At 41.4% G+C, this 14,809-nt stretch carries 17 protein-coding genes; 12 read left to right on the top strand and 5 right to left on the bottom strand.

Annotation, left to right across the window (positions count from 1 at the left end):
• Positions 1–3: 3 nt before the first annotated feature.
• The 4 genes from AC13CS_RS04145 to AC13CS_RS04130 all read right to left on the bottom strand — a co-directional run bounded on the left by AC13CS_RS04145 (position 4) and on the right by AC13CS_RS04130 (position 2,891).
• The gene (locus AC13CS_RS04145; RefSeq protein WP_482888481.1) at positions 4–1,284 is read right to left on the bottom strand and encodes a DUF2851 family protein; all 1,281 of its coding nucleotides are present in this window, start codon (positions 1,282–1,284) and stop codon (positions 4–6) included.
• A gap of 21 nt (positions 1,285–1,305) precedes the next feature.
• Positions 1,306–1,617, bottom strand: a complete 312-nt coding sequence (locus tag AC13CS_RS04140; RefSeq protein ID WP_293168633.1) for a rhodanese-like domain-containing protein — start codon at positions 1,615–1,617, stop codon at positions 1,306–1,308.
• 80 nt (positions 1,618–1,697) lie between these two features.
• Positions 1,698–2,330 carry a thioredoxin family protein gene (locus tag AC13CS_RS04135; RefSeq protein ID WP_482888479.1) on the bottom strand — a complete coding sequence of 211 codons (633 nt, stop codon included), beginning with the start codon at positions 2,328–2,330 and terminating at the stop codon, positions 1,698–1,700.
• 6 nt (positions 2,331–2,336) lie between these two features.
• A complete protein-coding gene (locus AC13CS_RS04130; protein ID WP_482888478.1) occupies positions 2,337–2,891 on the bottom strand; it encodes a TlpA family protein disulfide reductase in 555 nt (184 codons plus the stop codon).
• Between the two features lie 134 nt (positions 2,892–3,025).
• On the opposite strand from AC13CS_RS04130, the gene AC13CS_RS04125 reads away from it, so the two are divergent.
• From AC13CS_RS04125 to AC13CS_RS04070, 12 genes are all read left to right on the top strand, one after another.
• On the top strand, positions 3,026–3,472 hold the full coding sequence (locus AC13CS_RS04125) for a MarR family winged helix-turn-helix transcriptional regulator (RefSeq protein WP_482888477.1): 447 nt from the start codon (positions 3,026–3,028) through the stop codon (positions 3,470–3,472).
• A 5-nt stretch (positions 3,473–3,477) separates the two neighbouring features.
• Positions 3,478–4,110 (top strand): NAD(P)H-dependent oxidoreductase, encoded by a 633-nt coding sequence (locus tag AC13CS_RS04120; RefSeq protein ID WP_482888476.1) that lies wholly within the window; start codon positions 3,478–3,480, stop codon positions 4,108–4,110.
• A gap of 41 nt (positions 4,111–4,151) precedes the next feature.
• Positions 4,152–4,724 carry a YceI family protein gene (locus AC13CS_RS04115; protein WP_293168639.1) on the top strand — a complete coding sequence of 191 codons (573 nt, stop codon included), beginning with the start codon at positions 4,152–4,154 and terminating at the stop codon, positions 4,722–4,724.
• A gap of 444 nt (positions 4,725–5,168) precedes the next feature.
• The gene (locus tag AC13CS_RS04110) at positions 5,169–5,453 is read left to right on the top strand and encodes a GIY-YIG nuclease family protein (protein WP_014033461.1); all 285 of its coding nucleotides are present in this window, start codon (positions 5,169–5,171) and stop codon (positions 5,451–5,453) included.
• Positions 5,454–5,492: 39 nt separating this feature from the next.
• Complete coding sequence (locus tag AC13CS_RS04105) at positions 5,493–6,890, top strand: anthranilate synthase component I family protein (protein WP_293168642.1); 1,398 nt, start codon at positions 5,493–5,495, stop codon at positions 6,888–6,890.
• A 2-nt stretch (positions 6,891–6,892) separates the two neighbouring features.
• Positions 6,893–7,459, top strand: coding sequence for an anthranilate synthase component II (locus tag AC13CS_RS04100; protein WP_482888475.1), 567 nt, complete (start codon positions 6,893–6,895; stop codon positions 7,457–7,459).
• A gap of 111 nt (positions 7,460–7,570) precedes the next feature.
• Positions 7,571–8,566, top strand: coding sequence for an anthranilate phosphoribosyltransferase (gene trpD / locus AC13CS_RS04095; RefSeq protein WP_482888474.1), 996 nt, complete (start codon positions 7,571–7,573; stop codon positions 8,564–8,566).
• Positions 8,567–8,742: 176 nt separating this feature from the next.
• The gene (gene trpC / locus AC13CS_RS04090; protein ID WP_482888473.1) at positions 8,743–9,528 is read left to right on the top strand and encodes an indole-3-glycerol phosphate synthase TrpC; all 786 of its coding nucleotides are present in this window, start codon (positions 8,743–8,745) and stop codon (positions 9,526–9,528) included.
• A 107-nt stretch (positions 9,529–9,635) separates the two neighbouring features.
• On the top strand, positions 9,636–10,337 hold the full coding sequence (locus AC13CS_RS04085; RefSeq protein WP_293168650.1) for a phosphoribosylanthranilate isomerase: 702 nt from the start codon (positions 9,636–9,638) through the stop codon (positions 10,335–10,337).
• Positions 10,338–10,349: 12 nt separating this feature from the next.
• Positions 10,350–11,534 (top strand): tryptophan synthase subunit beta, encoded by a 1,185-nt coding sequence (gene trpB / locus AC13CS_RS04080; RefSeq protein WP_293168652.1) that lies wholly within the window; start codon positions 10,350–10,352, stop codon positions 11,532–11,534.
• A gap of 195 nt (positions 11,535–11,729) precedes the next feature.
• Positions 11,730–12,491, top strand: a complete 762-nt coding sequence (trpA, locus tag AC13CS_RS04075) for a tryptophan synthase subunit alpha (RefSeq protein WP_482888551.1) — start codon at positions 11,730–11,732, stop codon at positions 12,489–12,491.
• A gap of 34 nt (positions 12,492–12,525) precedes the next feature.
• The gene (locus tag AC13CS_RS04070) at positions 12,526–14,022 is read left to right on the top strand and encodes a M20/M25/M40 family metallo-hydrolase (RefSeq protein WP_482888472.1); all 1,497 of its coding nucleotides are present in this window, start codon (positions 12,526–12,528) and stop codon (positions 14,020–14,022) included.
• Here the strand turns inward: AC13CS_RS04070 and AC13CS_RS04065 are convergent.
• The gene (locus AC13CS_RS04065; protein ID WP_482888471.1) at positions 14,019–14,717 is read right to left on the bottom strand and encodes a uracil-DNA glycosylase family protein; all 699 of its coding nucleotides are present in this window, start codon (positions 14,715–14,717) and stop codon (positions 14,019–14,021) included. The genes AC13CS_RS04070 and AC13CS_RS04065 overlap by 4 nt on opposite strands.
• Positions 14,718–14,809: the final 92 nt, after the last annotated feature.

Here is a 14,809-nt window from a genome sequence, read left to right as displayed (position 1 = left end):
AAATTATGTATTTCTATTCAATAATTGTGTGCCAATGGCGCATTGCATGCATTTATTTTTGGAGCAGTAATTAGTATAGAGCTCCAACTTTGCTTGACTTTCCAAAGCATTTTGTGTTTTTGGGCCTATTTTATCAAAGTTTTTAATGATGGAATTGTCTTCCTTGTCCAATTGCGATACCAATGCAATCAATTCTTCGTTCCAATCCCTGCCTACATGCTTTGCATAGCAAAATTTAAGCGGCAAAATGGTATTGATAATAATAAGGTCCACAAACTTTTGGGACAATTTCTTTACACGCTTTTTGGACATCTTACCAAAGGTGTAGTGGTTTTCCCAATACGGTCCGGTAAAAACATCAAAGGCCTGATAAATATCTTCCAATTTGTTCAAATCCATCAATGTTGAAAAGATATTGTGGCCGCTAGCATACAGGTTTGCCAATTGCGAAACCCTAATAGTGGGAAAATTCAATGGCCGCAAGCCAAAAAACTCTGGTTTTGATTCATTCTCCACCAAACCGAATTTGCGAACCAAATATTTGTATTCGTTTTTGAGCTGGAGAAAGTATGCATCCGAACAATCGTCAACATTTAAAAGACCAAAATGACCAAAAAGCAAAGCTTCCAATTGCAAAGGTTCATTGGTTGTTTTCCTTACTATGGAAAAATCCAATTGTTTTGCCTGCTCCAAAAAGTAGGTTCCGTTTACCTTGGAACCAAAATTCTTGGCCAGCAACATAAAAAGGACGGCCTCCCAATCATTCTTGGACGCTTCCAATAATTTCAGTATCAATTTGGACTTGTACTCCAGCCGTTCAATGTACAATCTGTGCAACCAGTTTTCCACCACAAAGGAATCTATCTCCTTTAAATCCTTTTCACAATTAATAAAACTTGTCCGTGAATTATCCATCAAACTTTGATAGCCGTTCAAAAGCTGACCGGAAACATAGTGTTGCACTTCCAAGGTGGGAATTTGGGAGCCATCTTTCCTAAAAACAGCAATGTCATCCTCCCAAACTACATGGAGAATGACATTGTTGTAGTTTTCATCCGTTTCATGGTGATGCACATACCAATCCGAAGATTTAAGGTGCATCTCCACATTACCGGCCCAGAGCTGTCCGCCGATTTCGACCTTGGCATTGAAAAAATCGGGGCCTGCAAACCTGTTTTGAGTCCCCGTTGCCTTGATTGCGATGGCTTCGCCGTTACCGGTACACAGCTGTTTTGTTGGAAGCTTGTTGTGTTTCCAAATAAAATAAAGTAGGTCTTCACGCATTGATTTGGGATAAATGGAGGCTTACTCTGCTACTTCGCCTTCCCACTCCATAAAGCCACCTTCCAAATTATATGCATTCTCGATCCCGATACTGTTCATTATGGCGCAGGCTTGTCCGCTACGGTTTCCTGATCGGCAGTAGACATAAAAGTTTTTGGACTTGTCCAGTTTTTCCACCTCGTCCAAAAATTCTTGGCCCAAATAAATATCGATGTTCGTTGCTCCGGGAATGTATCCTTCTTCCACTTCTTCGGGGGTACGTACATCCAAAATAAAGGCGTTGTCATCATTTTCCAGTTGCTCCGCCCATTCTTCTTGTGATAGATCTGACATTTTTTTCAATTTAAATTGGTACAAAAATAAAAATCCGAAGCATTACTCCGGATTTCTGGTTGTTTTATTTTTATCGTGGCTTATCTTATACCGCATCCAATGGCTTTTGTTGTTGTAGGATTGATTTCATTACCAGCCAACATGGCGTCTATTGCATTTTCAACAAATTTTTCATCTACTTGCAAGGCATCTTGGTAATTATCATCAATGGCTCCAATATATTTTACCATATTTCCTGAGTCTGTTTTTTCCAACAAAAAAACGTGTGGGGTTCGAGTTGCTCCGTATTGGGGATATACTTTTTGCCCTTCATCGAACAAATACGGAAAAGTGAAGCCTTTTTCGCCTGCGCGCTCTTTCATTTTGGCAAAACTATCGCCGGGTTTGGCACTTGGGTTGTTCGGATTGATGGCAATCACGGGCACCCCTTGGGGGTTGTACTTGGCATCCAGTGCGATTATCCTGTCCTCGTAAGCTTGTGCATACGGGCAGGTATTACAGGTAAAGATCACCAAAAAGCCTTTGGCCTTATCGAAATCTGACAAGGACACCATGGTTCCGTCCACGTTTTTCAAGGAGAAATCGGCAGCCATATCCCCAACTTCATAACCATTGTCCAAATTATGCTCGGTCGCGGCCTTGAATCCCATGGCAAAGGCTGCTACAAAAATCAACGCCAATGCCGACCATCCTAAAATCTTTGTTTTTTTCATAGTCGATTAGTTTATGAATGTATTCAACTCTTCGTTCAGCTCTTCGTACGTGAAACCACGTTCGTAAAAAGTTCGTTTGTCCTTATTATATATTAAGGTAGCAGGAATACCTCCGCCCCACTCTTCGGACACCTTGGGTATCCAATCATTTTGTTTTGGGTCATCCAATATCACTACTTCAGATTGGATTCCTTTATTTTCCACATAAGGTTCCAAACGGGTCTTCCACATATTGGGCATATCCAAATTTACCAATATCACTTTTACATTATTGTTCTTTTGCTCAGCATGCACCCTTTCAAAATAGGGCATTTCTTTAATACAGGGCTTACACCATGTGGCCCAAAAATTAATTATGTAGGTTTTATCATCTTTCTTGTGCAACAAAGGCTCAAGCCCTTCAAAGTCATAAACAGGGAACTTAACGCCTGCGGTGGCAATATCTTCTTGCGCAACAGTTACTGTATCAACTTTTTCTGCCACTTCTGTATCTTTCTTTTTCTTTTCGGCACATCCAAAAAAAATAAAAACCATCAACCCAAAAGCAAATAACCTATTCATTATGTGAATTTTACATATTTAAAAATACACACTGTAAATGCATTTTTTTATTCTTTAACAAAAATTTATCGGTATAATATTTGGTTCATCGCCAAAAATCAACATACATTTGTATATACAAATATTGTTTATACATGAATGTGGAAGAAATTATTAAGACAACCCAAAAATTGTCCTTGGAAACCAAGACCATTATCCACATGACATTGGTTCATAACAAGAGTAATGAAGCCTTTGCCTCTGCATTGAAGCCCTTCGAGATTTCCATGCAACAATTTAATGTTCTTAGAATATTGAGGGGGCAGAAGGGCAAACCAGCCAACCTGTCCACTTTAAACGAGCGTATGGTAACCAAAATGAGCAACACCACTCGTTTGGTAGATAAATTGATCACCAAGGGGTTTGTGAACCGATCGGTGTGCCCTTCAAACAGACGAAAAGTTGAGATTACCATAACAGCATCGGGGTTGGAGGCACTATCTAAAATGGACAAGGCCGTCTCGGAAGCAGAAAATGATATTGTAAAAAACCTCAACAAAGAAGATTTGGAACAATTAAATCAACTATTAGATAAATTTTAGACATAATGAGCAACATTTTAGAACATAGAACATGGCGTTATGCCACCAAAAAATTCGATGCCACAAAAAAGGTATCGGACGAAGATCTGGAAACCCTTTTGGAAGCTACACGATTGAGCGCTTCCTCCTATGGATTGCAACCCTACCATGTTGTTGTGGTATCTGACAAAAAAGTGAAGGAACAATTGAAGCCTGCTTCGTGGAATCAATCACAGATTACAGATGCATCTCACGTTATCGTATTTGCTAATGCCACTGAGTTCGGGGAGGAATTGGTCGACGACTATTTGGCCAATGTGAGTGAAACCAGAAATATCCCCGAGGAAGGATTAAAAGGATATTCCGACTTTATGAAATCCAAATTGATAGATCTTCCAACAGAGACTAAAAGCAATTGGACCGCTAGACAGGCATATATTGCTTTCGGCAACTTGATGCAGGCCGCGGCAGAGTTAAAAATAGACACCTGCCCCATGGAAGGTTTTGAATCTGACAAATACAATGAGATTTTAGGGCTAGAGGATAAAAAACTCAACGCAGCAGTTGTTTTGGCCGTGGGTTATCGTTCCGCAGAAGATGAAACACAACATTTGCCCAAAGTGAGAAAATCCAAAGAAGAATTATTTACGCTTATATAAATTTTAACCCTTAACAATTAAAACAGAAATTTAACACAATCATGAAAAAGACAATTTTAAGTTTAACATTGGTCACCCTATTTAGTGCCTCTGCCATTGCCAACCCAATCGAAAAAGAAACCAAAGAAGTAAAAACTTCTGAAAGCACCGTAACCTGGAAAGGTTATAAAGTAGGTGGCTCCCACAATGGAACCATCAGCCTTGAATCTGGTGCCCTGGAATTTGACGGTGAAAAATTGGTTGGTGGTAACTTTGTAGTGGACATGTCCAGTATCAACACCCAAGATTTGGAAGGTGAGTACAAAGACAAATTGGATGGACACCTTAAGTCCGACGACTTTTTCGGTACTGCCGATCACCCGACCGCCTCATTGGTTTTCACTAAAGTGAAATCAACAGGGAAAAATTCATACGAGGTAAAAGGAGACCTTACCATTAAAGGTACTACCGAGCCCATAACTTTCGATGTTTCCGTTTATGGGGACAAAGCAACTGCTACATTGAAAGTGGACAGAACCAAGTACGATGTAAAATACGGATCTGGGATTATTGGTACCGCCAAGGACAAATTGATCTATGATGAATTTGATTTGGTAGTTGATCTACAGATGTAATCGACTCCAATTTTAGTGTGTGAAAATCCCGTCCGAGAAATTCTTGGACGGGATTTTTTATTTTAGAACTCATTTAAACTTTTAGGATTGAAGCGAAAATTAGTCAATTTGTGCCCAGTTGAAGGCTTTTTCGAGTTGCATAGCAAAGCTACGGAAGGATAAAAAGACAAAAAGTGGGTGCAAAAGGGCAATTTTTTAGCCAATTGAAAAAGTTTATGTGAGTTCTTAAACAAAACATTGTTGTCCCGTTAAAAATTCCTCCCTATATTTGAACCAATGATTAACGGAACAGTAAATATCTGGTGGTGGACAAACTTACGTCGAATGTCGTGAGCTAAGTCCCCATTATTATCATATAAGAGGCTTGTCATCGCGACAAGCCTTTTTCTTTTTTACGGCTTTAGTTATAATTTCCGCGAAGGCGGAAATCCTAAATGTTGAAAAATGAGTTTTTATGTCTATATCATATCAAACAAGAAAATGGGAACCATTTATATAGGCTATACAAACGATTTGAAAAAGAGAATGTACAGGCACAAACATGGCGTGGGCAGCAAATTTGCCAGTAGATATAATCTTAAAACATTAGTCTATTATGAAAAATTTAATTTCCCAATGCCAGCCATTCGAAGAGAGAAACAATTAAAAAAATGGAATAGGAGCTGGAAAATAAACCTGATAAACGATTTCAATCCAGATTGGAAGGATTTAACCTATTTCTTTGATTAACCAAAAAAAGATTTCCACCTGCGTGGAAATAGAAACGAAATGACTTATTCATTAACAACACACTACAAAAAAATTCTCGCGGACACCATTACGCCCGTGAGCGTTTACCTAAAAATCAGGGACAAGTTCCCCAACAGCATCCTTTTGGAAAGTAGCGACTACCATGCCAACGACAACAGTTTTTCGTACATCTGCTGCAATCCCATTGCCTCCATTAAAGTAGCTAACGAAATTATTTCCCAAGAGTTTCCCGATGGCACAAAAGAAGTTACCAAAATTACACCTGACACCGATGTAACAGAAGTAATCCACAACTTTAGCAAGCAATTTAAAACATCGCAAAACGGTTTTAAATTTATTTACAACGGACTGTTCGGGTATATGGCCTACGATGCCGTCCGCTATTTTGAGGATGTAGCAATATCCAAAAAGGATGATTCTGCCAATATCCCTGATATTTATTATGCGGTGTACCAGAACATCATTGCCATCAATCATTTTAAGAATGAAGCTTATTTGTTCGCGCATTGTTACAACTCAGAAAGCAATGTGGATGAAATGGAGCAGCTTTTTAATGTACGCACCTTTTCATCATACAATTTCAACAAGGAAGGAACACCAGAATCCAACCTTAAAGATGAAGATTACAAGGAACAAGTGGAGTTGGCCAAAAAGCATTGTCAGCGAGGTGATGTTTTCCAGTTGGTACTTTCCAGAAGATTCAAACAAAAATTCAAGGGAGATGAATTCAATGTTTATAGAGCACTGCGTTCCATAAATCCATCCCCATATCTATTCTATTTTGATTACGGTGACTTTAAAATATTCGGTAGTTCTCCGGAAGCGCAGCTTATCGTAAAAGAAGGCAAAGCCGAGATACATCCCATTGCCGGAACCTACAAACGTACCGGAAACGATGAAAAAGACGCCGAACTGGCAAAAAAATTGGCAGAGGACGAAAAAGAAAACAGCGAACACGTAATGTTGGTGGATTTGGCTCGAAACGACCTCAGCCGCAACGGAAATACCGTAAAAGTGGAAACTTATCGCGAAGTACAGTATTTCTCCCACGTCATCCATTTGGTGTCCAAAGTAACAGGGCAAAAGAAAAAGGACAGCACCACCATGAAGGTAGTCGCCGACACCTTCCCGGCAGGAACATTGAGTGGAGCGCCAAAACATATGGCCATGCAGCTCATTGAAAAATACGAGAAAACCAGCAGGTCGTACTACGGTGGGGCCATCGGGTTTATGGATTTTGAAGGCAATTTTAACCACGCCATTATGATCCGAACCTTTTTGAGCAAGGATCACGAACTGTATTACCAAGCTGGGGCAGGTTTGGTAGCTGCCTCCAACCCGGACGATGAACTCCAAGAAACCTACAATAAATTGGGCGCATTGACCAAAGCGCTGGAAATTGCCGAAACAATCTAAGCATGGGAAGAAAGATTTTAATGATAGACAATTACGATAGCTTCACCTACAACTTGGTGCACTATCTGGAGGATTTGGATTGCGAGGTTACCGTAAAACGAAACGACCAACTTACTTTGGACGAAGTAAAACCGTTTGACTATGTGGTTTTGTCTCCTGGACCCGGAATTCCAGATGAAGCAGGGCTTTTAAAGGAAATTATAAAAACCTACGCCCCCACCAAACGTATTTTTGGAGTTTGCTTGGGGCTGCAAGCCATAGGCGAAGTGTTCGGAGGCACATTGGTGAACTTGGACCAAGTTTATCACGGAGTGGATACTACCATAACCGTCACTAAAGACGACCCTATTTACAAGGACATGCCAAAAACGCTTCAAGTGGGAAGGTACCACTCTTGGGTAGTCGATACTGATTTGCCGGAGGTATTGGAGACTACTGCGGTGGACGAGAACGGACAAATTATGTCCCTTCGACACAAAGAATACAAGGTGACCGCTGTACAGTTTCATCCAGAATCGGTTTTAACACCCGAAGGAAAACAAATGCTAAAAAATTGGTTGGAAAGCTAGGGATATGTCATTCCTGCTGTCATCCTGAGCGCAGTCGATGGAAAGGCAGGAACCCCAATAACCCTAATTGAATAAGATCCCGTATCAAGTACGGAATTACAAAGAAGAACAATGAAAGAGACATTAAATAAACTCATCAATCACGAAATTCTCTCCAAGGAAGAAGCCAAGCAGGTTTTGGTAAACATTGCCAAAGGAGAATACAACACCTCACAAATTGCGGCTTTCCTCACCGTGTACATGATGCGGAGCGTGACCATTGAAGAACTTGAAGGCTTTCGCGATGCCCTTTTGGAGCTTTGCTTAGCCGTTGACCTTGCTGAATACGACCCAATCGACCTGTGCGGAACGGGCGGTGACGGCAAGGATACCTTCAATATTTCTACTTTGGCCTCTTTTGTGACTGCCGGAGCTGGAATTCATGTGACCAAACACGGAAATTACGGGGTTTCCTCCAAATGTGGTAGTAGCAACGTAATGGAGTTTTTGGGCATTAAATTCAGTAATAAGGCTGATTTTCTAAAGAAAACCATCGAGGAAGCTGGTATTTGTGTATTGCACGCCCCACTCTTCCACCCCGCTATGAAAAATGTGGCTCCCATCCGAAGGGAGTTGGCGGTGAAAACATTTTTCAATATGTTGGGGCCCATGGTAAATCCAGCGTTTCCGAAGAACCAAATGGTGGGGGTTTTCAATTTGGAATTGGCCAGAATGTATGGCTATCTGTATCAGAATACCGATAAGAAATTCACTATTTTAAATGCTTTGGACGGCTATGACGAGATTTCGTTGACGGGTGACACCAAAACCATTTCCAATACTACCGAAACTATATTACGGCCTGCCGACTTTGGCGTAGAAAAAGTTTTACAGCAAGAAATCGTTGGCGGCGAAGACGTAGCAGCATCAGCCCAAATATTTATGAATATTTTACAAGGAAAAGGGACCGATGCGCAAAACAATGTCGTCTGTGCCAACGCAGGTGTCGCCATAGCCACAGTAGAAGGCATCACCCCCAAGGAAGGTTTTGAAAAAGCAAAAGAGTCGTTGTTTGGCGGTAAAGGATTACAAGCTTTGAAAAAATTAAAGGAATTAAGTGAAAAGTAGAAACAAACTAATTGTCATTCCTGCGAAAGCAAGAATCCAATGCAAACAAGAAATAGATCCCGCATCAGGTGCGGGATGACAAATCGAACAAAAGCAAATGTCATTCCTGCGGAAGCAGGAATCCAACAGAAATAAAAAATAGATTCCGAAAACAAGTGTGGACTGACAAAAACAACATGAATATACTAGATAAAATCGTTGCCGATAAACGTAAAGAAGTCGATTTAAAAAAATCGCTTATCACCCTGCCCCAATTGGAAGCCTCGGTGATGATGGAGCGCACCTCCGTCTCCTTGGCAGAGGTATTGCGAAAAAGCAATTCGGGCATCATCGCGGAGCACAAACGCCGTTCGCCATCCAAGTCGGTTATCAACCAAAGTTTAAGCGTGCAGGATGTGGCCAAAGGCTATACCGATGCAGGTGCCTGTGGCATGTCCGTCCTTACCGATGGTAAATATTTTGGAGGCTCTTTGGACGATTTGGTGCTCGCAAGGGCTTCCACCAATATTCCCATTTTGCGAAAGGAGTTCATCATAGATGAATATCAAATCGTGGAGGCCAAAGCCTATGGTGCTGATGTAATTTTGTTGATTGCTGCTATTTTATCCAAAGAAGAAATAAAAACCTTGTCCGAATTGGCCAAAGGACTTGGATTGGATGTGTTGTTGGAGGTTCATAATGAAGAAGAACTCGAAAAATCCCTAATGCCCAGTTTGGATATGCTAGGGGTGAACAATCGTAATCTTAAATCTTTTGAGGTTGATTTGGAGATCAGCAAATCGCTGTCCAAAAAAATACCCGATGATTTTGTGAAGGTATCCGAAAGCGGCATTAGTTCCGTGGAAGCTATTCGCGATTTAAAGGAATTTGACTATCAAGGATTTTTGATCGGGGAAAATTTTATGAAGACGGACGAACCTGGTGAAAGTGCAAAAGAGTTTATTAATAAGATAATCGCATAACGTCATTTCGAACTGTCAGATTGAGCGCAGTCGAAATCAAAGTGAGAAATCCATTTTGAGATTCCTCAATCGCAAAGCTCATTTCGGAATGACAACGACCACAAACTATGAAACTAAAAATCTGCGGTATGAACCATAACCCTACCGAAGTTGCCCAATTGCAACCGGATTATCTAGGGTTTATTTTTTGGGAGCCTTCTTCCAGATATTTTTTGGGAGATATGCCCAAATTGTCCAGTTCTATCAAAAAAGTGGGTGTTTTTGTGGATGCACCTTTGGAAGAAGTTTTGGAAAAAGTCGAGCAATATCAATTAAACGCGGTTCAACTCCACGGAAAGGAAAGTGCTGAGTATTGCAAAGCATTAAAGGAAGGCTTTCTGTCATTTCGAGCGCAGTCGAGAAATCAGGGAAATTTTAACCAAAAAGAGGTCTCGACTACGCTCGACCTGACAACGCTAGAAATCATCAAAGTATTCTCCATCAAAGATGATTTTGATTTTGATGTCCTGAAAGATTATGAAGAAGTCTGTGATTATTTTCTTTTTGACACGAAAGGAAAATTGCCAGGTGGCAACGGCTATACTTTTGATTGGGATGTTTTGAAAAAGTATCCATCCAACAAGCCCTACTTTTTAAGTGGCGGCATTGGATTGGATTCCGAAGAGAAATTAAAAGAATTTTTAAACAGTCCTGCTTCCAAAAACTGTTTTGCCATAGATGTGAACAGTAAATTTGAAACAGCACCTGGATTAAAAAATATTGAAGACTTAAAAATATTTATTGAATCGCTCAAGAGCGGTCACAACTAAAAAAAGAAATCTATGAAGAGCTATCATGCAGATGAACGCGGGTATTATGGTGAGTTCGGCGGTGCATTTATCCCCGAAATGCTGTATCCCAATTGCGAAGAGCTTCGGCAGAACTATCTCAGTATTATGGAAGAACCTTCGTTCAAAGAAGAATTCCATCAATTGTTGAAGGATTATGTAGGCAGGCCCACCCCGCTTTATTTCGCCAATCGTTTATCAGAAAAATACAATACAAAAATCTATCTCAAACGGGAAGATTTATGCCATACCGGTGCTCATAAGGTCAATAATACCATCGGACAAATTTTGATGGCCAAAAAATTGGGCAAGAACCGAATCATTGCAGAAACAGGAGCAGGTCAGCACGGAGTGGCCACAGCAACCGTTTGTGCGTTAATGGGAATTGAGTGCATCGTGTACATGGGCGAAATTGACATTGCACGCCAAGCCCCAAACGTAGCTCGCATGAAAATGCTGGGTGCAGAGGTAAGACCTGCCAAATCGGGCAGTAAAACATTGAAAGATGCCACAAACGAGGCAATTCGAGACTGGATCAACAATCCAGTGGACACACATTACATTATTGGTTCTGTTGTTGGCCCCCACCCCTACCCGGATATGGTGGCCCGTTTTCAATCCGTAATCTCTGAGGAAATCAAAAATCAGCTTCAAGAAAAAGAAGGCCGTGAAAACCCAGATTATGTTGTGGCCTGTGTGGGCGGCGGAAGTAATGCTGCAGGAGCATACTATCATTATTTGGATGTTCCCGAAGTGGGCATTATTGCAGTGGAAGCTGCGGGAAAAGGCATTCACTCTGGCGAAAGTGCAGCCACCTCTGCTTTAGGAAAAGTGGGCATCATTCACGGTAGCAAGACCCTGTTGATGCAGACACAGGATGGACAGATTACCGAACCCTACTCCATATCAGCAGGACTGGATTACCCGGGTGTAGGGCCAATGCATGCGCATTTATATGCTTCAGGTCGAGGGGAGTTTATTTCCATTACCGATGATGATGCCATGAAGGCCGGTTTGGAGCTTTGTAAACTAGAGGGTATCATACCGGCAATAGAAACTTCCCATGCCCTGGCCATTTTTGAGGAAAGGAAATTCAATCCAGATGATGTGGTGGTAGTGAACCTATCCGGACGTGGGGACAAAGATTTACAGAACTATATTGATTATTTTAAATTATAATTTAATGTCATTCCTGCGGAACCCTGAGCGTAGTCGAAGGGAAAGCAGAAATCCATAATAAAATAGATCCCGCATCAGGTACGGGATGACAAACCGAACAAAAAACGAATGTCATTCCTGTGGAAGCAGGAATCCAAAAAAGAATTGAAAATGGACCCCCGCATCAAGGTGCGGGATGACAAAAACAAACTAGAAATGAACAGGATCAAACAAAAACTACAAGAGGACAAAAAAATCCTCTCCATATACTTTTCGGCAGGTTATCCCAATTTGAACGACACTGTAAAAATCATCGAAGATTTGGAAAAAAACGGGGTGGACCTCATCGAAATAGGACTCCCTTTCAGTGATCCTTTGGCCGATGGCCCCACGATTCAGGAGAGTTCCACGGCGGCCCTTAAAAATGGAATGAACACGGTATTACTCTTTGAACAACTGGAAGATATCCGCAAATCGGTCAACATTCCTTTGATCCTAATGGGTTATTTCAACCCCGTGCTTCAATATGGCGTGGAGGAATTCTGCGCTAAATGTGAAGAAATTGGTATTGATGGACTCATTCTGCCCGATCTGCCCTTGGATGAATATCAAGAGGAATACAAAGCCATTTTCAAAAAACATGGACTGATTAACGTCTTTTTAATCACCCCGCAAACGAGCGACGAACGTATCAAAGCTATTGATGATGCCTCCGAAGGTTTTATTTATATGGTAAGTTCTGCGAGCACCACCGGTGCCAAACAAGGTTTTGGAGCGGAACAATCAGCCTATTTTGAGCGTATTGCCAATATGCAGTTGAAAAACCCTCAAATTGTTGGGTTTGGCATTAGCAATGCCGAAACTTTTGAGCAAGCGACTAAAAAAACCAAAGGAGCTATCATTGGTTCGGCTTTCATCAAACATGTAACAGCAAATGGAGTGGATGGTATTAGTGACTTTGTGAAGCAAATTCGTTAAATTTCAGCTTTTAAAATCAACGCTGACCTGTCTCATGAAAAAAACACTATCCCTAGTTTGCCTATCCCTTACTTTTTCCCTTTTCGCGCAGGATGATGTTGCCGTAAAATCGCAAGTGGCCGATGCCATTAACGAAATTCGGGAATTTATTGCCATTCCCAACGACGCTTTGGATGCCACTGATATAGATCGCAACATCATGTGGTTGAAGCGTAAATTTGGTGATAGAGGCTTTAATACTGCCGTTTTGGACACAGAAGGGCTTCCCCTGTTTTTTGCAGCCACGCCAGTGAGTGGAGAAAAACCCACCATACTCATTTACATGCATTTTGATGGGCAATCCGTAGACCCATCCAAGTGGGACCAGCCCAATCCCTATCAAGTGGTTTTAAAAAAGCCCAGTGATGATGGTTTTGAAACGGTTTCTTTTGATGAACTGGGGGATGACATTAATTATGATTGGCGTTTGTTCGGACGGTCAACTTCTGATGATAAATCGCCCATTGTGATGCTTTTGAACGCCGTGGATTTATTAAAGAAGGATGGCAAAGAAATTCCTTTTAACATAAAAGTGATTTTGGACAGTGAAGAGGAGAAGAGCAGCAAACCCTTGCCTGCTGCCGTTAAGCAGTACCGCGAACTATTGGAATCCGATTTTTTGATGATCGTGGACGGACCTGTTCATGCTTCGGAAAACCCAACGGTGGTTTACGGGTGTCGAGGCATCACCACCTTGACGCTTACCACCTATGGCCCCATAAAACCTCAACACAGTGGACATTACGGCAATTATGCACCAAACCCCGGGTTTCAGTTGGCACAGTTGCTGGCCACCATGAAAGATACCGAAGGTAGGGTGACCATTCCCGGCTATTACGATGGTATTTCCATTGACGGAAAAACCGATTCCATACTAAAAAGTGTTCCTGATAGTGACGAGGCGATTGCGGAGAAGCTTCAGTTTAAAACTGCCGAAAAAGTGGGCGGTTATTATCAAGAGGCTTTACAATACCCATCCTTGAACATTCGTGGATTGGGCTCGGGCTGGGTTGGTGACAAAGCACGGACCATTGTTCCCGAAAGTGCTACCGCTGAACTGGATTTGAGGTTGGTGGTAGAGAGTGATGGAAACCGTCTTAAAAACTTGGTAAAGGACCATATCACCAAGCAGGGATACAAAGTATTGGATCATATTCCTTCCAATGAAGAGCGTATGCAGTTTGATAAAATTGTAACCGTGGAAGAAGGTAGCGTTACAGATGCCTTCCGAACCGATTTGGACAATCCTTACGGTAAATTTATTGTGAACACCTTGAATCAAAGTTTTGGTAAAGAAGTGATTCAGATACGAACTATGGGCGGTACAGTACCGATTTCCCCTTTTATCAACGAATTGAAAATTCCTGCCTTTATTGTGCCTGTTGTGAACCCTGATAACAACCAACATAGCCCAAACGAGAATATCAAAATTGGTCAGTTGGCCTATGGTATTAAGGCGTTTTATGGGATTCTTTCTTCTGAAATGAATTAAAAAAACTCCCGATACTGCATCACCCTAAAATCAAGGGTATTGAAATCAGGGTTTTTGTTTTTTAAATCTTTGTAAGCCTGTAAACTTCCAACAGCACGATTGGCAGCTCCCGAAGGAGCGGTCAAAGAAACGGTTTTGACCGTTCTCGACTCTGCCCGAACTGCCATTGAACTTAAATCAAAGGGCAATTCCAAATGATGGATTCGGGGCACTTCATTGGAGACAACTTTTAATTTTAGACCATATTCCTTCAATTGTTTGCGAAAGAAATATTCAGGACCATTTTTGCTGTTTCCGCCCATGAATAAAATGGTTTGGATGTTGGGATGTGCTTGCAAATAACCTACCAAATCCCGAAGAACCACATTTTGCATACCCAAATCGGAGGCATCAATTTTTTCCCGTTCGGCACTTTCCACAATATCGCAGACCCCAATTTTATTTTCAATCAGAAAACGCTTGCGTTGCTCAACAGCTTTATTTGTGGTCTCGTACTTTAATCCCAAATCAAAGATTTTATCCAAAATAGGCCAAAGTTGTCCGTTGCAACTGCCATAACAGAAATCCACGTCTTGTGGCTTTAGCTCTCCCGTGGTAAAACGAGGTGGCGGCAAAGTGCCCACAATCAATTTGGTAGCCTTGTCCAACAAAAAAGGTTCGTAGGGATGGATGTGTTTAAAAAGTTGCGAACTCAAAATTGAAAATATTCCGTGTTTGGGTAAAAATAAACAATCAGTATGATGCTTTTAAATTTTGCACCATACTGATTGCCACTATTAGATTTGAG

This window comes from Flagellimonas sp. B-3, from assembly GCF_056857835.1.
Note: the sequence above shows the minus strand (reverse complement) of the source record. Positions and strands in the feature narration are given on the sequence as shown.